This is a genomic window from Promicromonospora sp. NPDC050262 (assembly GCF_040655935.1).
Lineage (GTDB): Bacteria > Actinomycetota > Actinomycetes > Actinomycetales > Cellulomonadaceae > Promicromonospora.
In genome coordinates, this window is record NZ_JBFAKX010000004.1 from 270,186 (window position 1) to 295,239 (window position 25,054).

Sequence of the window (25,054 nt, forward strand, 5' to 3'; positions counted from 1 at the left end):
CCGTGGTCCGCCGGCGCCGATGTCATACGCAAGGGGGCGTTGACCAGTGAGCGAACAGCCGAACGGTGCACAGCCGGTGGACCGGACGTCGGACGAGGGCGGTCCGGGCAGGCCTCATGCCGGTGCTGCCGAGACGGGGGCGTCAGGGCCAGGGGTGTCAGGCTCGCAGTCGCCCCAGCCGGGAGCGGCGTTCCGCCGATCCGACGACCGGCGCCGCGCAACCCGGGGCCGCCACGGGCGCAGCGCCTGGACCGGCGTCGTCGCCCTCGCGGTGACCGGCGGGGTGCTCGTCAGCGTGTCCACGAGCGTCCCGACGGCGGGCGCCGGGCTCCTCGGCGCGTCGACGGCGGGTGTGGCGGCGGTGCCCGCGGCGTCCGGCGCGGGACAGGCTGCGGTGCGGCTGGGCGCCGTCCGGCAGGCCGTGCCCGCACCGGCCACCGCGGCGGACGGCGTCACCGTCAGCCAGGTCCTCGCCGTCCTGGACCGCGCCGAGCGGACGCTGCGGCAGAGCTCGTCACCCAGCCCCGGCGTCGCCCAGGCCGCCGCGGAGCTCGGCATGCTCTACACGACCTACCAGGCGCAACAGCTCGCCCTGGCCGAGGCAGACCGGCCGCTCCGGGTCGAGTCAGCACCGGCGGCGGGCAAGTCGGGCACGGCGACCCCCGCGGCCGAGGCGATGCGGGCCGAGCAGGTGTCCCGGACCGTCACGAGCGCGCTCCACCAGAGCAGGGCCCCGGAGTGGGGCCCGTCCGAGGCCTTCCCGCCGAAGCGCGCCGTCCCCGACGAGGGGCCGGGCTACGTGACGTTCGACGAGGTGGCCGTCGCCGCGATGCGGCTCGCCAACATGCTCGACCCGTCGTCGCCCACCGCGCTGATCGACACGCTGCCGGACGCGGGCACCTCGCTGCGCCGCAACCTGCTGGAGACCGTGGCGGCCTACGGCGACTCCACCGCGGGGTACGCCAACGGCCGCATCCCCGCGGACGTGCTCTGCGCGCTGCCCTTCGCGCCCGGCCACCTGCTGCGCTGCGACGCGGCCGAGCGGCTGACGGCTCTCAGCGCACGCTTCGAGGACGAGTTCGGCCACCCGATCCCGCTGACGGACTCCTACCGCTCGTACGACATGCAGGTGGTGGTCAAGGGGACCAAGCCGCACCTGGCCGCGATCCCCGGCACGTCGAACCACGGCTGGGGCCTCGCGATCGACCTGGGCGACCCCGTCGCCGGCGGCAGCTCCCCCGAGTACGTGTGGCTGCGCCTGCACGCGCCCGACTACGGCTGGGACAACCCGTCCTGGGCCCGGCTCGACGGCGCCAAGCCGGAGCCGTGGCACTTCGAGTTCTTCGCGGCGGGCTCGATCCCGAACCGGGCCATCGATCCGGCCGACGTCGGCACGTGGGGGTCGGTCCCGGCGTCCCGGACCGATCCGGCGAACCTGGGCTCCCGGCCCGCGGAGGAGGCCGCGGCCACGAAGCGGCCGACGTCCGGCGGGGCCGGCTCCGACGCCGGCTCGGACGGCGGGCAGGACGGCGGATCCGGTGGGACCGAGGTCTCCGGCGACTCGTCGGCGGAACCGGGCGGCAGCACGCCGACCGCTCCCGAGCCGCCGGCCCCGGCCGAGCCCACGCCGACCGAACCGCCCGCGCAGGAGGACCCGGACTCCCCCACCGGCTCGGGCCTGGTCGAGGACGTGGTCGGCGGCACGGTCGGCCTGGTCGGCGACACGGTCGAGGGCGTGGTCGGCGGAGTCGTCGACGGCCTGCTCGGGGGCGGCAGCGCGAGCGGGGCCACGAACCGGGCCGGGTGATCTTTCACCTCCGGCTCAAATACGTCGGCTTTCGCCCTTTTGGCCGGATACGGTGCGCCCATGTCCGACGACGAGAGCGCGACCCGCGCTCCAGAACTGAATCCGTCCGGCGAGCCCCTTCCGGCTCCGGACGCATCGAACGGCTCCGTCTCCGACGCCACGAACGGCAGCACGACGGCGGCCGGGCCGGTCGCGAACGACCCGGTCGCGAACGACGGAGCGGAGCCGGCGGCCGGCCAGGTGCTGACCGCCGAGAGCGCGGCGCCGCCCGCGGCCGACGCGGCCGGGCCGGCTGAAGATGCCGACGCGGCCGGGCCGGCTGGAGCGGAGCCGTCAGCGGTGGCACCGACCGGAGCTGGCGCCCCGGACGCGCCAGCACCCGGGCAGGCGCTCGGAAGCGCCGTGGCGTTCCTCAAGAACCACGCCGTCACCCTCGTGCTGGTGGTGCTGCTGATCGCGGCCATGGTGTGGGGCGCGCTCGGCGTGGTCTCGACCAACGACTGGCAGTCGCGTGCGGCGGCGCTCTCGGCGGACCTGGCGGGCGCGGAGGAGACCCTCGCCGAGGCCCGCGCGACGATCGACGACCTGGAGATCGCCAAGGAGCGGGCCGAGACCACGGCGACCGCCTGCATCGGCGCGATCGACGACGCGGACGCCATGCTCGAGGTCTCGGCCAAGCTGGACGACAAGACGGTCGTCTACCTGGAGGGCCTGAACGACTTCATGGCCGCGATCAATGCAGGCGACATCTCCGCGGCGGAGACCATCGGCTCCGAGATCGATGCGCTCAGCGTCCAGCTGGAGGAGCTGGGCAAGCAGATCGAAGGGCACATCGACGACTACGAGGACACCGCCGAGGGGTGCCACGTGGACGACGCCCAGGGCGTCTGACCTGGGTGCCGGCCGCGCGGCCGGCACCCGGTTCAGCCCTGGTCGAGGCCCAGCAGGTCGTCCTCGGTCTCGCGTCGCACCAGCACCCGCGAGGCTCCGCCGGCCACCGCGACCACGGGCGGGCGGGGCAGCATGTTGTAGTTCGACGCCATCGAGCGCCCGTAGGCACCGGTGGCGGCCACGGCGAGCAGGTCGCCCGCGCGCACGTCGGCGGGCAGGCGCACCTCGTGCACCACGATGTCGCCGGACTCGCAGTGCTTGCCGACCACCCGCGCCAGCACGGTCTCCGCCGCCGACGTCCGGCCCACGACCTCGGCGTGGTACGCCGCGCCGTACAGGGCCGGGCGGATGTTGTCGCTCATGCCGCCGTCGACGGACACGTAGGTGCGCGTGAAGTCCGCGCCGTCGTCGGCCGAGACCGTGACGGGCTTGACCGTGCCGACCGTGTACAGCGTGAGGCCCGCGGGGCCGACGATCGCCCGGCCGGGCTCGATCGAGAACCGCGGCAGGCTCGTGCCCAGCTCCTGGCACACCCCGGCGACCGACTGCGCGATGTCCTTCGCCACGCGCTCCGGGTCGAGCGCGACGTCGCCCGGCAGGTAGGCGATGCCGTACCCCCCGCCGAGGTCGACCTCGTCGACCAGCACGCCCGACCGCTCGGCCAGGTCGGCGCGCAGGCGCAGCACCACGCGGGCGGCGGCCTCGAACCCGTCCGGGTCGAGGATCTGCGAGCCGATGTGGGAGTGGATGCCGAGCAGCCTCAGCTCGGGGTGCTTGAGCACCTGCAGCAGGGCGGCCATCGCGGGGCTCTCCGCCCCGTCCGCCGCGTTGACGGAGAGGCCGAACTTCTGGTCCTCGTGGGCCGTCGCGATGTACTCGTGGCCACCGGCGTGCACGCCCGTGGTCACGCGGACCATCACCGGCGCCACGACCCCGCGCTCCGCCGCGAGCCGCGCGACGCGCTCGATCTCGACCAGCGAGTCCACGATGATGCGGCCCACCCCGGCGTCCAGGGCACGCAGGATCTCGGCGTCGGACTTGTTGTTGCCGTGCAGGCCGATCTCGGCCCCCGGTACCTCGGCCCGCAGCGCGACGGCGAGCTCGCCGCTGGAGGCGGTGTCGACCCGCAGCCCCTCCTCGCGCGCCCAGCGCGCGACGGCCACGGTGAGCAGCGCCTTGCCGGCGTAGTAGACGTCCACACCGGCGCCGACCGCGCCGAACGCGGCCTCGAACGCCGTGCGGTACGCGCGGGCGCGCATCCGGAAGTCGGCCTCGTCCAGCACGTAGGCGGGCGTGCCGTGCTCGGCGGCAAGGTCGCGGACGTCCACGCCGGCGACGGCCAGCGCGCCGTCCGGCAGCCGGCCGACACCGGTGGACCAGGGCGCGCCGGTCACATCCGCTCCGGGGCGCTCACGCCCAGCAGGTCGAGGCCGTTGGCCAGGACCGTGCGGACGGCGTCGTTCAGCCAGAGCCGGGCCCGGTGCGCGTCCGTGACCTCCTCGTCCGGGTACGGCGTGACGCGCAGCTTCTCGTCGTCGTTGTACCAGGAGTGGAAGTCGCCGGCGAGGGCCTCCAGGTAGCGGGCCACGCGGTGCGGCTCGCGCAGCTCGGCGGCCTGCGCCACGATCCGCGGGAACTCGGTGAGGCGGCCGATCAGCGCCGCCTCCGAGCCGTGCGAGAGCTGCGCCGGGTCGAACCCGTCCGCGCGACGCACGCCGCGCTCCACGGCCTTGGCGCCGATCTGCACCGTGCGGCTGTGCGCGTACTGGACGTAGAAGACCGGGTTGTCGTTGGTCTGCTTGAGCATGTCCTCGCCCTGCAGCTCCAGCGGCGTGTCCGCGGGGTAGCGCGCGAGCGAGTAGCGGACGGCGTCCTTGCCGATCCAGTCGACCAGGTCGCGCAGCTCGATGATGTTGCCGGCGCGCTTGGACAGCTTGGCGCCGCCGACGTTGACGAGCTGGCCGATCAGCACCTCGATGTTCGTCTCCGGGTCGTCCCCGGCGCACGCCGCGATGGCCTTGAGCCGGTTGACGTACCCGTGGTGGTCGGCGCCGAGCAGGTAGATCTTGCCCGGGAACCCACGGTCCTTCTTGGACAGGTAGTACGCGGCGTCCGACGCGAAGTAGGTGGGCTCGCCGTTCGCCCGGACCATCACGCGGTCCTTGTCGTCGGTGAAGTCGGTGGTGCGCAGCCAGACCGCGCCCTCCTGGTCGAACACGTGCCCCTGCTCGCGCAGGCGGGCCACGGCCTTCTCGACGGCGCCCGAGCTGTGCAGGTCCCGCTCGGAGAACCAGACGTCGAAGTGCACGCCGAAGCTCTCCAGCACCTCGCGGATCTCGGCGAGCTGGTGCGCGTAGCCCGACTCGCGGGCCACCGCGACGGCCTCGTCGTGCGGCAGCTCGGGCAGGTCCGGGCGGTCCGCGAGCACCTTGGCCGCGAGCTCCTTGACGTACTCGCCGCGGTAGCCGCCCTCGGGCACCTCGCCGTCCGTGGCACGCGCCAGCACGGACTCCCCGAAGCGGTCCATCTGGGCGCCCGCGTCGTTGATGTAGTACTCGGCGGTCACGTCGGCGCCCGCGGCGCGGAGGATGCGCCCCAGCGAGTCGCCCAGCGCGGCCCACCGGGTGTGCCCGATGTGCAGCGGGCCGGTCGGGTTGGCGCTGATGAACTCCAGGTTGATCACCTGGCCGGTCAGGGCCTCGCCCCGGCCGTACGCCGAGCCGGCCTCCACGATGGTGCGGGCGAGCTCGCCCGCCACGGCCGCGTCGAGCGTGATGTTGAGGAAGCCCGGGCCGGCGACGCCGACGGACTTGATGCCCGGGGTCGCGCCCAGGCGCGCCGCCAGGTCCTCCGCGAGCGCCCGCGGCGTCGTGCCCGCCTTCTTCGCGAGCTGGAGGGCCACGTTCGTGGCCCAGTCCCCGTGCTCTCGCTGCCTGGGTCGCTCCACGTGGACCGAGGCCGGGACGGCATCGGCAGGCAGGGCGAGTGTGCCGTCGGCGACGGCCGCGGCAAGGGCAGCGCTCAGCGCTTCGGAGAGCTCGGTGGGGGTCACGGATCGATTCTATCGGCCGGGCCGGGTGCCCCGCCCCGGTTGTCCACAGGCGCCGGACGACGGTGGCACACCCCATACCGGGATGCACCACCGCCGTCCGGAACGACCGTCAGTCCGTGCCCACCTCGAGGGTGCCGAGCATCTGCCAGAACCGCTCGCCGGAGTCCGGCGGCCCGTCGTAGGTGAGCTGCACGAACCTGCCGTCGGGGAGCTCCACCTCGGCCCGGGCGTTGAACGCCGCGGCCTCGGCCTCCCCGTAGGCGGTGTAGTCGGTCATCCGGACGGTCGCACGCTCCGCTCCCGGGACATCCAGCCGGTACCCGCCGACCGGGATCTCGCCGTTGCCGAGGATCCCGGCCTCCTCGATCAAGGCGCCCACGCCTTCGTCCTGGTCACCCGGGGCGTAGCGCGCGATCGTGCCGTCGCCTCCGGCCTGGTCGATCCAGTCCGACGGCACCCGCAGGCGGATGCCCGGGACGTCGGACACGACCACCCAGTCCTGCGGGACGGCCGGTGCGGCGTCCACGAGCGCCCGGGCGTCGATCAGGTCCTCGTAGGCGGGCAGGTCGTCCGCTTCCGGCGTGAACTCCAGGCTGCCGGCGATCGTGCTCACGACCCGGTCGCCGTCCGCGCCCTCCGGGACGTAGACGTCGATCGAGTAGGTACGCCCTCCGGCCCGTCGGACCTCGACGAAGGCGTGGAGCGTCCCGTCCTGCGGGTCCAGCTCCGCGCCGGCGCGGTCGGCGCCCGGGGGCAGGTCGAGACCGTACGCGTACCCGAACTCCTCGTCCGGGACAGGTGAGGCCCCGGACGTGGTCACCTGCAGTCGCAGCTCCCCGTCGGTGTCGTCCATCGACACGGTCGGCCAGTTGTCCTCCCGGGTGGCGGACAGCTCGTCCTCCACCCAGTCGCCCGGCACCGCGAAGCTCAGGCCCTGGTGCTCCTGGACCGCCCAGTCCGCGGGGTGCTCCTCGATGACGTCGAGCATCGGCCCCTGTCCCTCAAGATCCTCCTCGGTCGCGTCAGGGTCGACCCGGACGCCCTCGACGAGCTGCTCGAACAGCCCCGCGGACTCCGGCGCGTCGGGCAGGACCACGAGGACGCGGACGGTTCGCCCGGACTCCAGCTCGACGTCCAGCGCTCCTTCCGGACCGCCCGTCCAGCCCTCCTCCATCAACAGGTACTGCGCCGACGCCGCGGCCGGCACGTCGGTCTCGACCACGTCGCCGTCCGCCTCCGTCAGCGCCCCGCCCTCGTCGACGGGCACGACCGTCACGGCCGACGTGACCGCCGCGGGGTCGAACGCGCCGTCCTTCTCGTCCGTGCCCCAGGAGGGGTAGCCCTCGCCCTGGTCGTACGCATCCCAGTCAGCCGGCACCGACAGCAGCAGCCCGCCCCCGGACACGTCGTGCCACCCGCCCCCGAAGGGCCATCCGGCCGGCAGCGTCTGCCTGCCGGTCGCGACCAGGCCGCCGACGGTCACGACCGCCGCGACGGCGAGCGCCACGGCGCCGCCGATCACCCCGCGCCGGGTGCGCTCGTGCCGGATCGCTCGCCGGGCCATCATCTCGCCGTCGATCCCGGCCACGGGCCCGACCTGGCCCGCCGCGTCGTGGATCAGGGTCACCAGCGTGTCGCTCTGCTCCTTCATCACTGCGCCTCCTTTCGCGAGGTGTTGGGTGTGCCGGCCTGGGCGGCCGCCGACTGGCCGGTGCCGAGGACCGCCCGCAGCCGGTCGAGGCCGCGGGACGCGCCCGACTTCACGGCCCCCACGGAGATCCCGAGGTCCTCCGCCGTCTGCTTCTCGGTCCGGTCCAGCAGGTACCGCAGGACGACGACGCGCCGCTGTCCCGCCGGGAGCTGCCGGAGTGCCCCCACCAGTGCGTCGCGGTCGACGACGTGCTGCGTGCCGTCCGACGCGGCACCGGGTCGCAGGTCGGCCGGGGCCACCAGGACGTCGCGCCGGGTTCGTCGCCAGCTGTCGATCCGGGCCGTGGCGATCACCCGCCGCGCGTAGGCGAACGGGTCGCCGTCGCCCACCCGGCCCCAGGCCCGGTAGGTCCGTTCCAGTGCGAGCTGCACCAGGTCGGCGGCCCGGTGTGCGTCGCCGCACAGCAGGTAGGCGATCCGGGACAGCTCGGGCGACCGCTCCCGTGCGAACACCGTGAACCGCTCCGCCGCCGTACCCGTGGTCACCACCCTGGCACGGGGGTCGTCGAGGACCGCCGCGTCGTCACTCGCCATGTCCACCACCTCGTTCGTCGTCCGCGTACCCGTCCGTACGCCTCAGGTCTCGAGCACATCGAAGATTCACGGCACACAGACGCACGCGGTCGAGAGAAGGTTGCCGGGCAATCCGCACCTCTCCTGCCCGCCACCGGGTTTCACGTGGCATGCTCCCCCGGCCCGAACGGCAGCGCGGGTCACACCGCCCGATGCACACTCCGGGCCGCTCACCTGGTAGTCTCGCTTCGGCCGTTAGGGGAGCATCGCCTCCCCGGACAACGGTCACGCGCCTGTAGCTCAGTGGATAGAGCGTCTGCCTCCGGAGCAGAAGGTCGGGGGTTCGAATCCCTTCAGGCGCACAGACAAAAACAGGCCGTGACCAGCGCGAACGCTGGTCACGGCCTGTCGCTTTCTCCGTTCTCTCGGCCTTCTGTCGACTACTGCTGGCCTAACTGCTGGCCTATGGGGTGCTGAGTACGCCGTCCATCGCTCGCGCTCCGTTCTGGAGAACGGGCCGCAGCTCGTGCCGGTAGACGTTCTCCGTCGTGCCGATGTCGCTGTGCCCGACGAGCCGTGAGACCTCCTCGATGGGGACCTCACCCTGGGAGAGCAGCGACACGAAGGTGTGCCTCATGTCGCGCGGAGTCCACTGCTCCGGCTCGATGCCTGGCACGTCACGGAGCAGGACGCGGAAGTCACGGCGGACGTTGTCAGGTTGGAGCTCTGTCCCCGATCCCGTGGTGAAGACCAGGTCCGGGCTGGGCCATGCGTCCCCCATCGCCCGCCGCCGGTCGTCCTGCCATGCCCACTGCCGGTTGAGCGCCCGCACGGCGACGCTCGGCAGCGCCAGGGTGCGGCGGGACTTCTCGGTCTTGGTGTCGCCGTCCTCGCGCACGGAGCGCCAGACCCACACATGCGGCACCGGAGAGAGGTGGACGTGATCCCAGCGCAGCGCCCGGGCCTCCTCTGTCCGCAAGCCGACCGTGAGCGACACGACGACGTAGGGGTACATCCAGTGCTCGCTGGCCGATGGGCTGTCGAGGATCGCCCGCACCTGCTCCAACGTGAACGACCTCGACTTGCGGCCCGTGCGCCCCTTCGGGGGCTGAACCAGGGTCGTGACGTTCCGTTCCGCGAGACCGAGCGTCACGGCCCGGTCGAGCGACCTCCGGAGCACGGAGAGGATCTGCTTCAAGGCGGAGCGCCCCAGGTCCGGCGCAAGGTCGTGCATCCACTTCTCGACCTCGACGGGCCGGAGATCCTTGATCCGCCGTCCGCCCAGGTGCGGGCGGATGTGGTGCTCGAAGAAGTCGCGGTTGCCGCGCACGGTCTTCTCCCCGACCTCGGTCCGGCTGTACGTCAGCCAGTCCTCGACGGCCTGGCCGACGGTGTACCGGTCCGCGCCCTGGACTATGCCAGCCTCGTACTGGCGCACGCGCTCACGGAGCGCCTTGAGCGCCGCTGCCTCGGTCTTCCCCGAGGCGGTCTTGCGGATCTCGTCGCCCTTGCCGTCATACCCGACAACATGCTCAGCGATGTACCGGTTCCGCTTCGCGTTGAAGTACACGCCGCCCTCGCCCCGAGGGCGGCGCGCCTTCTCCGTGGTCGGGGCGCTCACGCAGCAGCTCCGAGGTTCGCGACGTACTCCGCGACGGCGGCGACAGGCACACGCCGGCTGCCGCCGATCTTGACGGTACGGAGCGCTCCGCAGCGGATCAGCGCATAGACCTGGGTCCGGGAGACCCGGAGTGCTTCGGCGGCTTCCTCGACGCGGTACAGCAGTGGCACTACGGCGGTGACGGTGGGTTCGGTCGCGGTGTAGACCGGCGGTGTGGCGGTTGCCATGACGGCGTCTCCCTGGTTCGTCTGGTGGTGCTTCGTGCGGTTCTGGCGGGCGGCCTGAGGGGGTGAGGGGTGACAGTTGTCACCCCTCGATGTCACCCCTAAAAAGTGCCCCTGACCTGGGGTTTTAGGGGTGACGGTGAGGGGTGACGGTTTGTCACCCCTCACCGTCTCGGGCTCACTGTCGGCGGCGCAGTCGGGTGCGGGGCTGCCCGTGGTAGACGTCGTCGTTGCGCTCGACCAGGCCACGCCGGATCAGGTCGTCCGTGGCGGCCTCGAAGTAGTCCCGCAGCGCCGGGCCGAGGGCGCGCCGGACGGTGGTCGCGGAGACCGGTTCGTTGTCGAGCTTGCTGAGGATCTTGGCGGCCGTGCGCTGCGCAGCGGCGGCGTCGTGGTGCTCGTCGAACGCGGCCCGTGCCTCGGCCCGCGCCTGGACAGCCTGCATCGCCTCGGCGCGCAGCACGTCACGCATCCGGTTCCGGGTGTGGTCGGACATCCGCATGATGTAGTCGGCCAGGCTCCAGTCACCCTCGGTGACGTCGAGTCGCCGGGCCAGCAGTGCGAGCAGGGCAGCAACCTTGAGCCGAACAAGGGACTGCTGTCCGAGCCCATCGGTGATCACCTCGCGCAGCCGGTTGAGACGTTCCTCCCGGAGAACCGCCGTGATCGACGCGGCCACGGTCAGGAGCGTGCGGCGGTGCTCGGTGGCCAGGACCGGGCTGGACCAGGACAGCGGCGCCGGGGCGTCCGGGGTGACGTCGGGCGCTCCGGGATCGGTGGCGGGCAGCCACAGGAACCGCTGAGGCGTACCCCCGGCGGCGTCGTCCAGTAGTGGCCCGGCCTTGAGCGGCTGGACCCCGGCGACGAGAGCGGCGCGGTAGGAGTGCGCGGGGACGATCTTGCGGCGAGTCGCGTCGGAGTTCTGGAAGCCCAGCCCCTCACCGGAGAACATCTTGCGCAGCTCAGACGACGTCGTGGACGCCTGGCGACCGATCAGGGCCGTGAGGGTGTCAATCTCGGGGACGTCGAACCACACGGAGCGGATGGAGGGGGTGACCTCGCCCTCGCTGTCGGTCTCGATGAGGGTGTGAGAGATGCCCTCGCCAGATCCGAGGGGCAGCTTCTCGATGAGGCGACCACCGCCGGGCGGGGTGTTCAGGAAGTCCTCGGCGGCGGCGGTGGCGACGCCCTTGCCCGTGCCGGACGGGCCGACGAGGCCCACGAACACGTTCAGGGACGCCACGGCGGAGCGGTCGTTGCCCAGGGGCGGGATGACGACCGAGGGCGGCACCGAGAGCGACACACGTGCCAGGACGCAGCCCAGGACGGCCCAGGGTGAGGCCATGGCGGCGCGGGCGGTCTGACGGACGGCGGCGAGCTCGGGGCGCGCCTCCCAGAACACCGACTCGGGGTCAAGGTCGCTCGGCTCGGTGGTGTGCAGGTCGGGGGTCGTGGCGGTCATGGTGGCTCCCTTCCGTCAGGCCGCGAGGGCGGTGGTCTGGGCGGTGGTGGCGTGGTGCTCGCCCGTGATCGCGGCGGCGACGGTGGCGATCAGGTCCCGGGCGGCAGGCGGGGTGACCGCGTTGCCCGCGAGGCGGACCTGTTCGCGGCGGTTGCCGACCATCACGTACTCGGTCGGGAACGCCATGCCCTGCTTGACCTCGGACGGCTCCAGCATCCGGAACGTGCAGTCATCCACCGCGGCCTCGGCCGCCGCGAGGTCCCCGGGCGTGAGGACCGACTGGTGACCGGCCGTGGTCAGCGTGCGCAGCGGTTCGCCGGCGGGGGTGGTCATCTCCGCTCCCCCGGAGTTGTTCCGGTGGATCAGCGCGTGGCGCTGCACCGTGGTCACGGTGGACAGCGCCTCACCGGCCGAGGCGGTCCGCCCGGTGCCGTAGTACGGCATCACCAGACCGTGGTGGTTGCCCGACGCCGTGACCGTCGCGAGCGGGTCACCGGCAGATCGTGCGGTGGAACCACCGCCCCGCAGCTCTGCGATGAACGGGGCGACCATCGCCGTCTCGAGACGCGTCGTCTGGGTGCGCAGCGGCTGCCCCATCGGCTGGGCGGACTTGCCGTCACGACCCTCGACCGGGATGGCGAGAGCCTTGGACTCGATCGTGTGCAGCGTCTTGAGCACGTCCGCCGTGGACCAGGCGCGGTAGTACGCGTTCGGGTCGCCGTGGCTCACGTGCTTGGGGTCGGCGGCGTCGTACGTGTTGCCCCCGGCCTCCAGGTGGAAGGGGGACCAGTAGCGGGCGATCCCTGCCGCGATCCGGCGGCGAGTCTTGTCGGCCAGCGGCTTGAACCCGAGGGACTCCCGCTCCCCGATCCGGACGCCCGGGACGGTCCAGTCGATGACCGACGCGGCGGGCAGCCACGCGGGCTCGACGACGGCGTTCCGGCACCGGGTGTTCGGGCAGCGGTAGAGGTACTGCGACCGGTACCGGCCCGGGCGGTCGCCGTTGCCGCGCTTCCACCACTGCCGGGCCCGGACCACCTCGTCACACGTGGGGCAGTACGCGGCCGGGCGGAGCATGTGCTCGAAGTCCGGGGCGCGCTCCCCGGCCCGCCAGAACGCGATGTAGACCCGGTCGCGGGACTGCGGCGCGGGCAGTCCCCCGGCCTGGGCGTGCATGCTGTTCAGCGAGATGATCTGGTGCCGGTACCCCATCGAGTGCATGGCGGCCAGCCAGGCGTCAAACAGGCCACCACGGATGCCCGTGGGTGAGGACCAGTCCGCGACCTCGACGACGTTCTCGACGATTACGGCGCGGTAGTTGTGGGTCTCGGTGAACCGCACGACGTCCCACATCGTCGCCCGGGACCGCTGGGTGGCCTCGTCGGGCAGGACGTCGCCGAACAGGTCGGGCTGGGTGTGCAGCTTGCGGCCCTTGGCCCGGGAGTGGTTCGTGCACTCCGGGGACGCCCACAGCAGGTCCGTGGTCGGGACGTAGCGCGGGTCGGTGTTGGAGATGTCGGCCTGGAGGTGGTCGGTCGTGGGGTGGTTCTCGTTGTGGGTCGCGATGGCCTTGTCCCAGTGGTTCGCCGCCAGCCGCACCGAGACACCGGGCACGGTGACTGCTCCGGTGGAAGATCCGCCGGCGCCGCAGAACAGGTCAGTCATGGTCAGGTTGCTCATCAGCGGTTCTCCTCGCTCTGGGTGCGCTTGGTGGGGCTGGTGCGGCGGGTGCACGCGGGGCGGCGGCACAGTGCCGGGGCCTGGTCCGGGGTGCTGGCCCCGGGGGTGTGCAGGAGGATGCGACCGGGCGCGCAGGCCGCCCACACCGGGGCGTGCGGGTCGTCGGGCGCGTGGTAGGCGCGGGCGGTGCCGGGCCGGTCCCACCACGCCGCGTCACGCGGGTAGACCCTCACCAGCTCGACGCGGTACACGTCGGGGTAGCTCACGCGGCGGGCGTCGTAGTCGAGGGGGAACGAGACCAGGTAGTTCCCGTCTGGGTCGCACACCACGGCGTACGGCGGGAACGGCCTGCCCGTGGTGTCGAACCCGGTGGGCTCGAATTCGGTCAGGACGCCCTGGTAGTCCGCGGCCGGGAGCGTGTAGTAGTTGACCGTCACGCGCAGGTGGTCACCGACGTTCAGCAGCAGGTCAGCCACGGCCGTCCTCCTTCGTGGTCAGGCGCCGCCAGGTGGCGAGCGGGGTGCCGTCGTCATCGGTCATCGCCGCGGCGCCGTCGATCACCTCGTCGGTGAGCCAGGCGACGTCGGACACGGACCGCACACAGGGCCGCTCGATGCGGGGGAAGATCCACCGCCAGGTGATGCGGCGCATGACGAACGTGTCCAGGTCCACCACCGCGAGCAGGTCGCCCACGGGGCTGGTCTCGACGCGGACGGGGTACGTCCCGGCCTGCGCCTCGGCGTACTCGACGCGGCGGGGCTGTCCTGGCTGGGGCGCCCAGTAGCACCAGCTCGTGTGGGTGCGGTGGACGTCGAGAACGAACGTCTCGACGTCGTGTGCGGGGACGGCGGTCAGGTGGCGGGGCGTGCTGCTCATGGCGGTCTCTCCCTCAGGCGGCGGTGCGGACAGGGGTGATGGCGGGTGCCGTGTGCCGGGCGGGACTCCCAGCGACGGTGGCGACGGCGTGGGCGCAGTACCGCTCGGACTCGGGCCAGTTGGCGGGGTACACGTGCCCGGTTGCGGTGTGCATGGGCACGACGCCGTTGGCCCGCAGCAGCCAGCGCTGCCGGGCGGCGCGGGCACGCTCGACGGCGGCGGTCTCGTGGTGACCGTGCTCGTCGGCCGTCGCGGCGCGGCGGTCGCACAGCTCGTCGAACGCGGGCCGGTCCTGTCGCAGGTCGGCGTGGACACGCGACCGGTGCTCGTCGGCGGCGGCCTCGGCCTCGGCGTCGAGCTGGCGGCGGGCGGCCTCGATCCCGGCTGCGTGCCCGGCGTCGTAGCCCTCGGTCCAGGCGTCACGGGTGCCGAGGGTGGCGCCGATGTGCTGCCCGGTGTCGTACCCGTCCAGCCATGCGGCGGTGACCAGCGGGTCGGTGCTGTCGGCCACGGCGTGCAGCGTCGTGGTGGTGTCCATGGCGATCCCTTCCCAGGCCGGTGTGCGGCCTGTTTTTGGCATGGGTGGGGTAGGGGCACGGCGGGTAGCGGTAGCGGCCCGCCGTGCCCTCAGAACTGCCAGGGGTGGGGGTTTCGGGGTGCGCCGGCGAGGGGCGCTACCCCGCTACTTCGTTGGAATCACGCCGTTTTCGGCGGTAGCGGCCTCGCTACCGGTAGCGGGCCTCCCGCTACCGTTCGCCGGGCTCGGCAAGACCTCGGCGGGTGCGGCGGCGGCTACCTCGGCGGGCATCGTTCCGATGGCGATGCGGCACACGAGCGTGAGCAGCGCGGCGGTGAACGCGATCACGGCGACCACGGCGGCCACTTCGCCCACCACGGGCACCCGGAGGGCCGTGGCAGCCATGGTGAGGCCCATCGCGGCCACGAACACGGCACCCGTGCGGCGTACGGCGCGCTCGACGGCGGTAACCAGCTCGCGGGCGTCGCGGACCAGCTCGGCGTACTCGGCGGGGCTCATGGTCTCGGTGCTGGTGTCGTTGCGGTTCATGGTGGGCTCCTCCCGATCAGGCGACAGCGACGGTGGCGGTGGGGCGGGCGTCGGCCAGCAGGCGGCGCGCCGTCCGGTCGGTGACGTGGTGGCCGTTGTCCGCCAGGGCGGACAGGGCGTCACTGGCGGTGGCGTCCGGGTTGGTGGTCAGCAGCCCGGACACGATGTCGAGGCGGACAGCCCGGTCACCGGCCGATGCGACCGGGCGGACGGTCCGGGTCGACTTGGGCCGGACGGTGGCCCGGACACGCGGGGTGTCCTGTCCGGCTGCCGCGACGGCGGACAGGCGGTCGCTGTCCGCCGTCGTGTCCGTCTGGGTGTCCGCGATGATGTCCGCCAGTTCGGCCCGGACAGCGTCGGCGGCGCGGTCGGTGTAGTCCGGCCCGGACGCGACCGGGGCGGACACGAACCCGGCGACGCGGTTGTTGGCCTCGACGTGCAGGCGGGCGACGTCGGTCACGGCGTCGGCGACGGCGGACAGCGAGTCCATCCACTCCAGCGTCCGGGTGCGCATCTCGGCGGGCGGCACCGTCTTGAGGGCGACCGCGCGGGCGGCCCGGCGGCGGGCCTCGGCCCGGACAATGGCGCGTCGTGCGGCGGGGGTGCCGTCGTCGGCGGCGTGGGCCCGGACAGCGTCCTCCGTGGTGAGGAACAGGGCGTGCATCCGCATGGTCTGCCGGATGCCGGACCAGGTCGCGCCGGACGCGAGGTGGCGGTCACCGATGAGGGCGAGGTGCCACATCAGGGCTGCGAGCAGCGGGACGATGAACCGGAACAGGACGGCGCCGGCGGGGTGGTCCAGGTAGACCTCGTGCCACGCGGCGAACACCCCGGACGCGGACGACAGCGCCCACGTCAGGGTCAGCAGCGTGCCGCCGGGCCGGTTGTCCCGGGCCGCCTCACGAGCCAGCAGAGCGACGGTCATGAGGGACAGCTCGAACACGCCCGCCGTCGTGTACGCGGTGGCCTGGTCCATGCCCAGGACGTCGGTGCCGAACCGGACCATGGCGAGGTAGGCGGAGACGGTGGAGATGAGGGCGACGGAGACGGCTCCGCCCAGGACCAGGCGGCGCGATCCGCGCCGCGGTGCATCGGTCGTGGTGCTCATGGTGGTGCTCCTCTCGTGCGTTGGTCAGGGCTTGCGGACGTCGCGGCTGTTGAGGGAGTGGACCCCGGGGCCGAGGCCCGGGACGCGGGCGCGGACGGTGCTGCCGACGACGTACCGGCCGCGCTTGAGCTGGGTCAGGGACACGACGGTCCCCTCGGTGGTGACGGTGCGGCCGTCGATCTTGATGTAGGTGACGATCCGGTCCCCGGGGCGGATCTCACGCCCGGCGCCGTCGATGTGCAGTACAGGCATGGGTCAGTCCTCCGTGGTCTCGGTGAGGGTGGTGAAGTCGGGAAGGTCGCCCGACAGGGCGGTGACGAGCTCGTCGCGCACGAGGCCCTTGCGGACCGCGCCGCCGCTCCGCTTGACGTTCTTGGCGGCCACGCCATGGACCTTGACGGCGGCGTGGACCTGGGCGGCGTCCCAGCCCTCGTAGAGGGCGGGCTTGGAGGCGGCCAGGCGCGCGGCCAGCTCGTCGCCCCAGACCTTGCCGGTGGGCCAGTCGGGGTCCTCGGCGGGCCAGACGTCCATGAGGTGGTCCAGGATCGTGGAGTGGTCGGTGTCGGCGGGCTCGTCGCCTGCGGCCATGCCGGTCAGGTACCCCTTGGCCTCACGAATCGCGCGGGCCCGGTCGGTGACGGTCTCGGCTCCGGGGCCGTCCACGTAGTAGGTGCGCACGATGACGGGGTCGTCGCCCTCACCGACCATGTAGGCCACGCCCAGGTCCTTGCGGGAGAACGTGGTGGCCGAGTACCCGGCGGCGTACATGCCGTCGCCCAGGACCATGTTGTTCTCGCGCCAGCCCATGACCTTGAGGCAGAACCGCAGGACGGCGTTGGCGGAGACGCCCACGGGGATGGACTTGTCGTCGGGACGCTGGGTGGCGAGCCACACCATGATCCCGGCGGCAGGTCCCCGGCGGACCAGGTCCTCGAAGATCTCGCGCAGCTCCTTGCCGTACTGCGGGTGCTCGAACATGACCTGTGTCTCGTCGTACGCGGCGAGGATCGGGTGCAGGCCCAGGGACTTGACGGAGGCCAGCTCGTTGGTGACCTTGCCCTCGGGGCAGCGCGGGTCGCCCTTGAGGGTCTCGCGCACCACCTTGTAGCGGCGCATCATCTCCTTGCGCATGGCGCGGGCGTCGGCGATCAGCGCGGACATGTCCTCGGGGTCGTCGCCGGAGCGGTAGTAGTGCGCGACCTTGGCCAGCGCGGCCAGGTCGGCGCCGCCGCGCAGGTCGTGCACGTGCAGTTCGACCCGGGGGTCGAGGGCGGCGGCCAGCAGCAGCAGACGCAGCGTGAACGTCTTGCCCATGCGGGGGATGGCGCCGATGACACCGGAGGCGAAGATCAACGTCGTCTCGACCTTGCGGCCGCGCTGGTCCACGCCCACGGGGATGGGCTCGAAGATGTCCACCGTGCCGGACTTGGCCAGCGGGAACGGCTTCGGCTCGGACTGCGACAGGGACCGGTCACCGACGTACAGGATCAGGCGGCCCTCGTGCACGTCCGGGTCACCGGAGGGCCACACGCAGCCCAGGGGGCGGCGCAGGCCGGAGGCGAGCTGGGAGCGCTTCTCCATGACCTCCGACGCAGTGGCGCCCGGGGGCAGGTCGATGTCGGCGCGGAACCCGGCGCCGTCGCGCACGATCGACAGGAACCGGATGGCCTTGTCGTCGGCCCGCACACCGGAGTTGACCGACCCCAGGCGCAGCGACAGCAGCGCGTCTTTGATGAGGTCACCCGTTAGCGGCGGGATCTTCGCGTCGGCCGTGGCGTTCCCGGTGATCTTGCCCTCCCGGTTGCGCCCGACGACGCCCAGCACGCCCAGCGCGGCGGCGACGGTCACGCCCTGCCACACCGGGTCCGCCAGGGTCGCTACGGCTACGGCTGCGGCGCCGGCCGTGGCCGTCGCGAGGCCGAACACGGCCGCTCCCCCACGGCGCCGGGCCACGGCCCGGGCGTCGTTCCGGACCTTGAGGTAGGCGTTCGGGTCGCCCTTGGTCGAGGCCAGCAGCGCGCGGCGGGTCTCGACGTTGTCCGAGTCGGTCGCCCAGCGCCACACGGCCGAGGTGATCCGGCCCGCGCCGATCGGGGCGCGGGCAGCCAGCCGCAGCGCGTACAGCGGGGCACGCACCGCGTGGTAGGCGCACACGTGGCCCGAATAGCCCACGGCCCACCGGGCGGTGGCCCAGAACGCGTCAGGCGACTTGAGCCAGTCGGGCAGGACCTGACGACGCTGGTCCCCACGGTGCTCGATCACACGCGGCGCGGGCGGGGCGGGCGTCGCAGCGGGCGGCGGCGGGGCGTCGATCACCTCGCCCATGAACGCGGCCTCCTCCGCCGCCTCGGTCTCGGCAGCCGTCGCAGGCGCACCGGACGGGACCAGGTCCGTGCCCTGGGCCTCGACCTCGGAGCTGGGACCGTAGACCATCGCGGACAGCTGCTCGTCGTTGGGCAGCCCGTCGTCCGGGGTGCCGGGGATGTGCTCGTTCGGGGTGGTCATCGTCAGCCCTCCACCATGTCGTTGGCGCCAGCGAACAGGTTGTTGAGCAGGTCGTTCAGGGCCTCGGTGCCCCACATGCCGAACGAGGTCGAGGCCAGCGCCAGGCCCAGGCAGATGCCCAGGAGCATGGTGCCGATCTTGGCCTTGCCGTACTTGACGGCGATGACGGCGGCGATGAGCAGGATCAGCAGGAGCGAAACGGGGATCATGGCGGTTCCTCTCAGGCGGTGCGGGTGGCGGGACGGATGACGACCCGGCGGGCCGTCGACAGCGGGCTACCCGGCACGTACACCGGGGCCGTGGACAGGGCGCGGTTGGTGCTGGTCTGCACCGCCGTGCGCAGCGCGACGCCGAGGGCGACCACGGCGCGACGGTGCGCCCTGACGGCCACCTCGTCGGGCGAGGCCGCCAGGCGGCACTCGGCGTCCACCACGGCGACCTCAGCAGCGATGACGGGCTCTTCCGCGACGATCGCGGCCAGCTCGGTGAACGTCGGCTCGTCGTCGGGCGCGGCAAGTGCGGTGTAGGTGCTCATCGGTTCTCCCCCGTAGCGGTGTTGCCGCCCTCGGCGGCGATGGCGGCGTTGTGGACCTTGCGAACTCGCTGGCGCATCACGCCGACCTCGGCGCGCATCCGGGCTGTGGCCCGGCCGTCCTCGACCAGGCCGGACGCGACCAGCAGCTGCCCGGCCTTGGCCAGGCCCTCGGACAGCGCGAGGAGCAGCCGCCTCGCGGCTGCCAGATCCTCAGTCCTCTTCGACATTGCTCGACCCCTTGGTGCCTCAGGCCGGACCGATGGTCGGTCCGGCTGGTGTGGGTCGAACCTAACCCGCAGTTTTTCTGCGTGTCAACAGCAGCACGCAGTTTCCCTGCGACCGGTAGCATGTTGCTACCAACAGTGGTTCTGAGACAGGAGTGCACATGGCTGGGCAGTTCGGGCTTTCGGTCCGCTTCACGCTGAAGGAAGGTGCCGCAGAGGCATTCGACGCGCTTGTGGCCGAGACACTGGCAGGAATCCGGGCCTCAGAGCCCGGGACGCTGGTTTACGTGAACCACCTCGTCGAGGGGCAGCCGGACCAGCGGATCTTCTACGAGCTCTACCGGGACCGGGCCGCGTTCGACGAGCACGAGCGCCAGCCGCACACCCGCAAGTTCCTTGTGGGCCGTGAGGCACTGGTCGATCAGGTCGAGGTCGACTGGCTGACCGCAGTCGACGGAAAGGGGTACGCAGAGGGTGAGTGATCAGAAGATCTTCGGAGCGCGCGTCGCGGCACTGCGCAAGGAGCGCAAGCTCTCGCAGAAGGACCTCGGCGCCGAGCTTGGCCGGTCCGAGTCCTGGGTGTCGCAGGTCGAACGTGGGGTTCTGCCGGTAGACCGGCTGTCCACGCTCCAGACGTTGGCGGACGCCCTCGAGGTCTCTGTGCTGGACCTGCGTTCGGATGCCGTCGAGCCACCCGAGGACGGCCCAGCCGAGCCAGGTAGCGACCTAGATGGCATCCGCCTAGCGCTGACGGGCTACCCGGGGATAGCAACCCTGCTGGAGAACTCGGCACCGGCCGATGAGCGGCCAATCGACGAGCTGCGTGAGCACGTTGACCGGCTGTGGGAGCTGGCTCATGCCTCGGCGTTCAGCGAGATTGGGGAGGAGCTCGTCACGCTCATCCCGATGCTCGAACGCCGTGTTCGGCGGAGTGCCGCGACGGATGCCGAGCACGAGGTTCTCGCTCAGGTCTACCAAGTCACGGCCGCCGTGCTGGCACGGCAGGACGAGGCGGACGCGGCATGGGTGGCGTCCGACCGCGCAATTGCCGCCGCTGGGCGGTCTGGACAGCCGCTGGAGGTGGTGGCCGGCACGTTCCGTCTGGCCCACACGTTTCTGCGGGTCCAGCGACCGGGGCAGGCCGAATACGCCGCGTCCGAGGCGATCCGGGCGCTTCAACCGAAGCTCGACGACGGTTCGTTGAGTACGGAGGGCAAGTCGCTCTACGGTGCTTTGCAGCTCGTCCGAGCTGTCATCAGTTCACGGGAGGGGGACCGGAGCGCCACACACATGTGGCTCGACCAGGCCCGCGCCGTCGCTGGGGACGTCGGCCCCGGTCGAAGCGACTTCGGAACCGAGTTCGGCCCGGCCAACGTGGAGATTCACGCCGTCACCGCGTCGGTCGATCTGGGCGATGCGGGGATGGCACTGGACCTGGCCGAGCAGATCGACACAAGCGAGCTTTCGGCCGAGCGGCGGAGTCGGTTGCTCCTCGACAAGGCGAGGGCATACACGCAGCGTCGCCAGGTGGGAGAGGCGGTTGCCGCGCTCCTCGAAGGGGAACAACTGGCACCGGAGCAGATCCGCTCGCACCCGTTGGCACGACAGGCAATCCGTGACCTCATGCAGATCAGCCGACGCACCCCCGTCGATCTGCAGGAGCTCGCGCAGCGCGCAACTGTGGCATAGCAGCAGATGAAGGCCGCGTCGAAAGCGAGGTCGGGCGGAAAGGAGGCCACCGCACATAGGCGGTGGCCTCCTTGCCTCGTTTTAGTGGCGGGCCGTTTCCGGACCACATGGGTCATGGGATTCCCCGCTAGGCGGGGTCGTCGGTTTCATCAGGAGGAGTGGCCAGTTGGAGCATCTGGCGGTCGAGCGAAGTTGCGTCCCAGGGGATTTCCGCGAGTAGCCAATCCATGAGCAACGATCGCAGGAGGATCTTCCCAAGGTCAACAGCAGGATACTCCGTGCCTTCGACGTCGATATCCCACCGTTTCGGCGTGCCACCGTGGGCAACGGTAGAGCGAATGCCATAGAACCGCTTCGTTACATCGTACGTAACCTCCGGGGGAAGCTTATTGCGCAATGCGACGGCGGTGCGTTGCGCGAGCCGGTGCGTAACAGCATCGGCTTCTTTACCGACGAGCGCCTCGATTCCGATTGCCGCGTCGAGGACCATATCTTCCACTTCGTCACGGAATGAACTTCTTCTGCAACGACGGGCCGCAACCTTGATATTCTTAGGGGCCGATCGCAGCCCTCCGGCCACTTTAGCGATCTTCTCCGTTTGCTCGCTGCTTATCGGGTCGAATTTGCCGTCCCAATCGTTTCTGCGATTCAGGATTTCCGGATACGCGCGCCCCGTCCAAGCCTCCCAGAGGGGCGGCAAGTCTTGCGCCCAACCACTTGCCCAGCCGTGAGGCCGAACCAAAACCTGACAATGCCCGGTGGGCTTGCCTGTGACGATAGTCACTGCCTCGGCAGCGATTTCGGCGTCCACCACGCCAAAACCCTCGGGCAGTTGCCCTCGCAGTACCGATAGTGACTGAACGACGTTGTCAAAGGTGACAGCACGAATGACGACTGCATGGGTAGCGGCAGCCGAGACCCAGGGCGAGACACTTCCGGTGGCGGACCAATCCATGGCACGAGCCATTTGATCTGCTTTACTAAGAGGCTCGATCCAGATATTTGAGTCGATCCGCACAGGCTCGGGCGCGTCAAACGACACGGCGACCAAAGGCATTACTACGTCGCCAGTTAATTTATCAGCAAAACGCGCCATTTCGACCGAGCGATATATCTCGCGCAGGGAGTCTTCATCCTCTGCGCCGATTGCATCAGCGCGATTCAGTATTGGTCCGATTAAGCGGGTAATCATCTCGTGCTGGATTTGTGATTCTTGATCATCATCCGGAAAGTACGGTGCGACGATGCTGAGACCGTGCATCAGGTGCTCGTCGGAGAGGGCTCGCCGTGAGGTTTCGTTGAGGAAACCATCCAACTCGGGAACATGCTTGGTCAGCACGTACGACAGGGTCCCTTCTCTCAGCGAGAACAACTCTCCCCAATCCACCGGATCGCTGTCTCTGCTAAAAGGAGTAGTTCTGTTGGCCACGGTTTGGGGCCAGCCGGCGTCGTTCTCTTCGTACTTCGTCACCGATTGGCGTGGGACGAACTTCCCGCTGCTCACGTACCGGCGTCCAGCTTCGCGACCGGATGTGAGCGCTGGCAAGAGTGCGTTCCACAGGTCCGGACGCAGCAGGGCGGATGCTATTGCCATCGAAGTAGCATGCCTCGACGTGGCGCCGCAGAGCCAGTGAAGACAGGGGTGATCTGGATGGACTCCTGTGCCGGCCTTGACGCCAGCAGTTGGCGCATGCCGTGCGCGAGACGTGTCCTGCGGCTAGGACCGTGCCCCTGGTGCCCCCGGCGTGGCGACTCGGATTGCGCCCTGAGCGAGCAGTCATCATCTACGCATGGATGACTCGACGGTCCAGGTGCTCGGTATCGCAATCGGCGTTCTCGGTACCCTCTTGGCTGCGGTACTGACCCAGGTCCTGGCGAGCCGCGCTGAGCGTCGTCGTCGATCGGCAGACGAGCGGTCCCGCTGGTACGCGGACCGTCTGCGCCTTAATTCGTCGTTCTTGGCTTCATCGCTCAAGCTCGAACGGGACATGTGGGATGCAGCGTCTCAACTGGACATCGATGGTCGGCGAGTGCGGATGCCAGGCTTCACGTCGATCCTGCTCACCCCAGAGGAAGGCATTGACGGCGTATTCGATGCCATAACGCGCGACATCATCGTTGAGGCGGTCGAGGATGCGTTCGAGCGTCTCGATGCCCTTGAGGAGACCGCTTCGGAAATCGCGCTTGTCGGCACGCCAGCCGAGATCGAAACGGCGCGCAATCTGCACGAGGCCCTGTGGGACGTGGCTGGTCTGCTTGAGAGCTACCAATCGTTCGACTCGGCCGCCGACGCGGTCGAGCGCGCACGAGCAGCACGAGATGCCTTTGCACAGGCGGCGCGGAGGGGATTGGGCACCTCAGACGGCCCGTTGGTCCTGGACGGGCGACCTCGCAGGTCCGACCAACTCTGACGCCCCTCCGCACGTCCGGACTGCTGGGCTATCTGCTGGCCTAACTGCTGGCCCACCGGCGCGGCCAGTCCCGGACGACCCTGTACCGATCCGAACAGTTCCACGACGGGCCGACCCCGACGGGGCAGGCGGATAGGCGACCGTTCTTGGCTCCGGAGCAGAAGGTCGGGGGTTCGAATCCCTTCAGGCGCACAGCGCCCCTCACCAGGCATCACTCCCGGTGAGGGGCATTTTTTGTGCCCGGGGTCTGTGTCGTTCCCCGCCAACTTCCCCGCCACAGCACTCACCGCGTGCGGCCCGCGTACGTGTCAAGCGCCGCTGCGGCCAGGCTCAGCGCATCGTCATGCGGACGCGTGTAGAGGTTGGTCACCCGGAGGTCGCTGTGCCCGGCGATGTCCCGAACGACGTGGAGCTTCACACCGGCCTCCAGCAGGTTGGTCAGTGCCGTTGCTCGCAGGTCGTGAATCCGGAAGCCGACGAACCCCATGCGGGCCACCCGCTTGGACCACCCCACCTTGCGCGCCAAGGTGTTCCGGCGCACGACCTTCTCTCCCCGCTCGGACCGGAACACCAGCTCCCCCGCACGGCGACCCACCGTCAGCGCACGAAGCGACTTCACCAGGTGAAGCGGCACCGGAACGGTCCGATCGTCACCGTTCTTCAGCGGCCCCCACACCAGATTCCCGTCTCGCCAGTAGCCCTCCTTCAGCGGTGCGTCGAGCTCCTCCTTCGACACCTCCGTGACCTGCCGCTGGAGTTCGATCACGCCACGGCCGAAGTCAATGTCACCGACGCGGAGCCCGGCTGCCTCCCCGTACCGCAGAGCAGCCGTACCCATCAGATCGACCATCAGCGCATAGGTCTCCCCCGCAGGCAGATCCCGAATGCCGTCGACCAGTTCCGCCAGTTGCTCCGGCCGCATCGTCTTGCCGACCTTGCGCTTCTGACGCCGACCCGAGCGCTTCCCCCTCGTCCGGACCGCCGCGACGTTCACCGGAAGCAGTCCGTCACTGACTGCAACGTCGAGCACCGCAGAGAGGGCAAGACGCGCCTGCCGGACCGTTGACGGACCAGCGCCAGCTCGCGCCCACTCGACCGCAGCGTGCTCAATGGCACCGGTGGTGAGCTGGCCGAGCTTGAGCGATCCCAACGACCCGATGACGCGCTTTTCCCAGCCGCGTCGGTAGTGGTCAAAGGTCTTGGGTGCCAGCCGTGCCCGAAGCCGGGACTCAGCTCGCTCCCACAGACCGGCGTCCGCAAGGGTGGTGCGCTCCACGTCAAGCGTCCGACCGCGAGCCCCGGTCCGCTGGTCCCCCTCCCACTTCTTGGCCTCCTTCCAGGTCTCGAACTCGTCTTCGACCTCCTTACGGGGGCCGTGCGGCGGGTAGGTCCAGACCCGAGCGCGCCACACCTCACGAGTTCGGGTCTCTCCGTCGTCACCCTGGTAGGTGTAGACCCGCTTCTTGACGCTCATGCCGCGACCTGCTGACCGCGCGAGGTGATGAAGGCGTCGACGTCGGAGGCGAGCCAGCGCCAGGCACGGCCGACCTTCCACGCCTGCGGGATCGAGCGGTGCCCACGGCGGGCGAGGTCTTGCAGGGTGCTCTCCGGCACGCGGAGGATCGCGGCCACCTCGGCCTGCGTCAGGATCTTGTCGTTCTGGCTCATCGGTACGTCCCC

The 25,054-nt window shown here is 70.8% G+C and carries 26 protein-coding genes and 1 tRNA gene; 6 read left to right on the forward strand and 21 right to left on the reverse strand.

Annotated elements, in window-relative coordinates:
* The first annotated feature begins 154 nt into the window (after positions 1-154).
* Positions 155-1,807, forward strand: a complete 1,653-nt coding sequence (locus tag AB0I29_RS08605; protein WP_357480358.1) for a D-alanyl-D-alanine carboxypeptidase family protein — start codon at positions 155-157, stop codon at positions 1,805-1,807.
* A gap of 60 nt (positions 1,808-1,867) precedes the next feature.
* Positions 1,868-2,698 carry a hypothetical protein gene (locus tag AB0I29_RS08610; protein ID WP_357480362.1) on the forward strand — a complete coding sequence of 277 codons (831 nt, stop codon included), beginning with the start codon at positions 1,868-1,870 and terminating at the stop codon, positions 2,696-2,698.
* 32 nt (positions 2,699-2,730) lie between these two features.
* Here the strand turns inward: AB0I29_RS08610 and lysA are convergent, their stop codons facing one another.
* From lysA to AB0I29_RS08630, 4 genes are all read right to left on the reverse strand, one after another.
* The gene (gene lysA / locus AB0I29_RS08615) at positions 2,731-4,092 is read right to left on the reverse strand and encodes a diaminopimelate decarboxylase (protein WP_357480365.1); all 1,362 of its coding nucleotides are present in this window, start codon (positions 4,090-4,092) and stop codon (positions 2,731-2,733) included.
* The gene (gene argS, locus AB0I29_RS08620) at positions 4,089-5,750 is read right to left on the reverse strand and encodes an arginine--tRNA ligase (protein ID WP_357480368.1); all 1,662 of its coding nucleotides are present in this window, start codon (positions 5,748-5,750) and stop codon (positions 4,089-4,091) included. Before argS ends, lysA begins: the two co-directional genes overlap by 4 nt.
* Positions 5,751-5,859: 109 nt before the next feature.
* On the reverse strand, positions 5,860-7,401 hold the full coding sequence (locus AB0I29_RS08625; RefSeq protein ID WP_357480371.1) for a hypothetical protein: 1,542 nt from the start codon (positions 7,399-7,401) through the stop codon (positions 5,860-5,862).
* Complete coding sequence (locus AB0I29_RS08630; RefSeq protein WP_285102614.1) at positions 7,401-7,994, reverse strand: SigE family RNA polymerase sigma factor; 594 nt, start codon at positions 7,992-7,994, stop codon at positions 7,401-7,403. Before AB0I29_RS08630 ends, AB0I29_RS08625 begins: the two co-directional genes overlap by 1 nt.
* A 268-nt stretch (positions 7,995-8,262) precedes the next feature.
* On the opposite strand from AB0I29_RS08630, the gene AB0I29_RS08635 reads away from it, so the two are divergent.
* A tRNA-Arg gene (locus AB0I29_RS08635) sits at positions 8,263-8,335 on the forward strand.
* A gap of 101 nt (positions 8,336-8,436) precedes the next feature.
* On the opposite strand, the gene AB0I29_RS08640 is transcribed toward AB0I29_RS08635, so the two are convergent.
* The 14 genes from AB0I29_RS08640 to AB0I29_RS08705 form a co-directional block, all read right to left on the reverse strand.
* Complete coding sequence (locus tag AB0I29_RS08640; protein WP_357480374.1) at positions 8,437-9,594, reverse strand: site-specific integrase; 1,158 nt, start codon at positions 9,592-9,594, stop codon at positions 8,437-8,439.
* Positions 9,591-9,821, reverse strand: coding sequence for a helix-turn-helix domain-containing protein (locus AB0I29_RS08645; RefSeq protein WP_357480377.1), 231 nt, complete (start codon positions 9,819-9,821; stop codon positions 9,591-9,593). Before AB0I29_RS08645 ends, AB0I29_RS08640 begins: the two co-directional genes overlap by 4 nt.
* A 175-nt stretch (positions 9,822-9,996) precedes the next feature.
* On the reverse strand, positions 9,997-11,280 hold the full coding sequence (locus tag AB0I29_RS08650) for a hypothetical protein (protein ID WP_357480380.1): 1,284 nt from the start codon (positions 11,278-11,280) through the stop codon (positions 9,997-9,999).
* Between the two features lie 15 nt (positions 11,281-11,295).
* Positions 11,296-12,960: a DNA cytosine methyltransferase gene (locus tag AB0I29_RS08655; RefSeq protein ID WP_357480383.1), complete on the reverse strand. Its 1,665-nt coding sequence runs from the start codon at positions 12,958-12,960 to the stop codon at positions 11,296-11,298.
* A complete protein-coding gene (locus AB0I29_RS08660) occupies positions 12,960-13,436 on the reverse strand; it encodes a hypothetical protein (RefSeq protein WP_357480386.1) in 477 nt (158 codons plus the stop codon). The genes AB0I29_RS08655 and AB0I29_RS08660 overlap by 1 nt, the downstream gene beginning before the upstream one ends.
* Complete coding sequence (locus tag AB0I29_RS08665) at positions 13,429-13,836, reverse strand: hypothetical protein (protein WP_357480389.1); 408 nt, start codon at positions 13,834-13,836, stop codon at positions 13,429-13,431. The genes AB0I29_RS08660 and AB0I29_RS08665 overlap by 8 nt, the downstream gene beginning before the upstream one ends.
* A 13-nt stretch (positions 13,837-13,849) precedes the next feature.
* The gene (locus tag AB0I29_RS08670) at positions 13,850-14,374 is read right to left on the reverse strand and encodes a hypothetical protein (protein WP_357480392.1); all 525 of its coding nucleotides are present in this window, start codon (positions 14,372-14,374) and stop codon (positions 13,850-13,852) included.
* Between the two features lie 144 nt (positions 14,375-14,518).
* On the reverse strand, positions 14,519-14,902 hold the full coding sequence (locus AB0I29_RS08675; protein ID WP_357480395.1) for a hypothetical protein: 384 nt from the start codon (positions 14,900-14,902) through the stop codon (positions 14,519-14,521).
* Positions 14,903-14,918: 16 nt separating this feature from the next.
* A complete protein-coding gene (locus AB0I29_RS08680) occupies positions 14,919-16,010 on the reverse strand; it encodes a hypothetical protein (protein WP_357480398.1) in 1,092 nt (363 codons plus the stop codon).
* 24 nt (positions 16,011-16,034) lie between these two features.
* A complete protein-coding gene (locus AB0I29_RS08685) occupies positions 16,035-16,262 on the reverse strand; it encodes a hypothetical protein (protein WP_357480401.1) in 228 nt (75 codons plus the stop codon).
* Between the two features lie 3 nt (positions 16,263-16,265).
* Complete coding sequence (locus tag AB0I29_RS08690) at positions 16,266-18,515, reverse strand: hypothetical protein (RefSeq protein ID WP_357480404.1); 2,250 nt, start codon at positions 18,513-18,515, stop codon at positions 16,266-16,268.
* A gap of 2 nt (positions 18,516-18,517) precedes the next feature.
* Positions 18,518-18,724 (reverse strand): hypothetical protein, encoded by a 207-nt coding sequence (locus AB0I29_RS08695; RefSeq protein ID WP_357480407.1) that lies wholly within the window; start codon positions 18,722-18,724, stop codon positions 18,518-18,520.
* Between the two features lie 11 nt (positions 18,725-18,735).
* A complete protein-coding gene (locus AB0I29_RS08700) occupies positions 18,736-19,050 on the reverse strand; it encodes a DUF6284 family protein (RefSeq protein ID WP_357480410.1) in 315 nt (104 codons plus the stop codon).
* A complete protein-coding gene (locus AB0I29_RS08705; RefSeq protein ID WP_357480413.1) occupies positions 19,047-19,277 on the reverse strand; it encodes a hypothetical protein in 231 nt (76 codons plus the stop codon). Before AB0I29_RS08705 ends, AB0I29_RS08700 begins: the two co-directional genes overlap by 4 nt.
* A 158-nt stretch (positions 19,278-19,435) precedes the next feature.
* On the opposite strand from AB0I29_RS08705, the gene AB0I29_RS08710 reads away from it, so the two are divergent.
* Both AB0I29_RS08710 and AB0I29_RS08715 read left to right on the forward strand, forming a co-directional pair.
* A complete protein-coding gene (locus tag AB0I29_RS08710; protein WP_357480416.1) occupies positions 19,436-19,756 on the forward strand; it encodes an antibiotic biosynthesis monooxygenase in 321 nt (106 codons plus the stop codon).
* Positions 19,749-20,963, forward strand: a complete 1,215-nt coding sequence (locus AB0I29_RS08715) for a helix-turn-helix transcriptional regulator (protein ID WP_357480419.1) — start codon at positions 19,749-19,751, stop codon at positions 20,961-20,963. The genes AB0I29_RS08710 and AB0I29_RS08715 overlap by 8 nt, the downstream gene beginning before the upstream one ends.
* A 127-nt stretch (positions 20,964-21,090) precedes the next feature.
* Here AB0I29_RS08715 and AB0I29_RS08720 read toward each other — a convergent pair whose 3' ends face one another.
* The gene (locus AB0I29_RS08720) at positions 21,091-22,557 is read right to left on the reverse strand and encodes a hypothetical protein (protein ID WP_357480422.1); all 1,467 of its coding nucleotides are present in this window, start codon (positions 22,555-22,557) and stop codon (positions 21,091-21,093) included.
* 196 nt (positions 22,558-22,753) lie between these two features.
* On the opposite strand from AB0I29_RS08720, the gene AB0I29_RS08725 reads away from it, so the two are divergent.
* Complete coding sequence (locus AB0I29_RS08725) at positions 22,754-23,374, forward strand: hypothetical protein (protein ID WP_357480424.1); 621 nt, start codon at positions 22,754-22,756, stop codon at positions 23,372-23,374.
* A 283-nt stretch (positions 23,375-23,657) separates the two neighbouring features.
* Here AB0I29_RS08725 and AB0I29_RS08730 read toward each other — a convergent pair whose 3' ends face one another.
* Both AB0I29_RS08730 and AB0I29_RS08735 read right to left on the reverse strand, forming a co-directional pair.
* On the reverse strand, positions 23,658-24,848 hold the full coding sequence (locus AB0I29_RS08730; RefSeq protein ID WP_357480426.1) for a site-specific integrase: 1,191 nt from the start codon (positions 24,846-24,848) through the stop codon (positions 23,658-23,660).
* Complete coding sequence (locus tag AB0I29_RS08735) at positions 24,845-25,042, reverse strand: helix-turn-helix domain-containing protein (RefSeq protein WP_357480429.1); 198 nt, start codon at positions 25,040-25,042, stop codon at positions 24,845-24,847. The genes AB0I29_RS08730 and AB0I29_RS08735 overlap by 4 nt, the downstream gene beginning before the upstream one ends.
* Positions 25,043-25,054: the final 12 nt, after the last annotated feature.

What these genes read in the sequence shown, in the direction of transcription:
- AB0I29_RS08610 (WP_357480362.1), top strand. Translation starts at nt 1,868, where the DNA reads ATGTCCGACGACGAGAGCGCGACCCGCGCTCCAGAACTGAATCCGTCC.
- AB0I29_RS08625 (WP_357480371.1), bottom strand. Translation starts at nt 7,401, where the DNA reads ATGAAGGAGCAGAGCGACACGCTGGTGACCCTGATCCACGACGCGGCG.
- AB0I29_RS08630 (WP_285102614.1), bottom strand. Translation starts at nt 7,994, where the DNA reads ATGGCGAGTGACGACGCGGCGGTCCTCGACGACCCCCGTGCCAGGGTG.
- AB0I29_RS08645 (WP_357480377.1), bottom strand. Translation starts at nt 9,821, where the DNA reads ATGGCAACCGCCACACCGCCGGTCTACACCGCGACCGAACCCACCGTC.
- AB0I29_RS08650 (WP_357480380.1), bottom strand. Translation starts at nt 11,280, where the DNA reads ATGACCGCCACGACCCCCGACCTGCACACCACCGAGCCGAGCGACCTT.
- AB0I29_RS08655 (WP_357480383.1), bottom strand. Translation starts at nt 12,960, where the DNA reads ATGAGCAACCTGACCATGACTGACCTGTTCTGCGGCGCCGGCGGATCT.
- AB0I29_RS08665 (WP_357480389.1), bottom strand. Translation starts at nt 13,836, where the DNA reads ATGAGCAGCACGCCCCGCCACCTGACCGCCGTCCCCGCACACGACGTC.
- AB0I29_RS08670 (WP_357480392.1), bottom strand. Translation starts at nt 14,374, where the DNA reads ATGGACACCACCACGACGCTGCACGCCGTGGCCGACAGCACCGACCCG.
- AB0I29_RS08675 (WP_357480395.1), bottom strand. Translation starts at nt 14,902, where the DNA reads ATGAACCGCAACGACACCAGCACCGAGACCATGAGCCCCGCCGAGTAC.
- AB0I29_RS08680 (WP_357480398.1), bottom strand. Translation starts at nt 16,010, where the DNA reads ATGAGCACCACGACCGATGCACCGCGGCGCGGATCGCGCCGCCTGGTC.
- AB0I29_RS08685 (WP_357480401.1), bottom strand. Translation starts at nt 16,262, where the DNA reads ATGCCTGTACTGCACATCGACGGCGCCGGGCGTGAGATCCGCCCCGGG.
- AB0I29_RS08690 (WP_357480404.1), bottom strand. Translation starts at nt 18,515, where the DNA reads ATGACCACCCCGAACGAGCACATCCCCGGCACCCCGGACGACGGGCTG.
- AB0I29_RS08695 (WP_357480407.1), bottom strand. Translation starts at nt 18,724, where the DNA reads ATGATCCCCGTTTCGCTCCTGCTGATCCTGCTCATCGCCGCCGTCATC.
- AB0I29_RS08700 (WP_357480410.1), bottom strand. Translation starts at nt 19,050, where the DNA reads ATGAGCACCTACACCGCACTTGCCGCGCCCGACGACGAGCCGACGTTC.
- AB0I29_RS08705 (WP_357480413.1), bottom strand. Translation starts at nt 19,277, where the DNA reads ATGTCGAAGAGGACTGAGGATCTGGCAGCCGCGAGGCGGCTGCTCCTC.
- AB0I29_RS08710 (WP_357480416.1), top strand. Translation starts at nt 19,436, where the DNA reads ATGGCTGGGCAGTTCGGGCTTTCGGTCCGCTTCACGCTGAAGGAAGGT.
- AB0I29_RS08720 (WP_357480422.1), bottom strand. Translation starts at nt 22,557, where the DNA reads ATGGCAATAGCATCCGCCCTGCTGCGTCCGGACCTGTGGAACGCACTC.
- AB0I29_RS08725 (WP_357480424.1), top strand. Translation starts at nt 22,754, where the DNA reads ATGGATGACTCGACGGTCCAGGTGCTCGGTATCGCAATCGGCGTTCTC.
- AB0I29_RS08730 (WP_357480426.1), bottom strand. Translation starts at nt 24,848, where the DNA reads ATGAGCGTCAAGAAGCGGGTCTACACCTACCAGGGTGACGACGGAGAG.
- AB0I29_RS08735 (WP_357480429.1), bottom strand. Translation starts at nt 25,042, where the DNA reads ATGAGCCAGAACGACAAGATCCTGACGCAGGCCGAGGTGGCCGCGATC.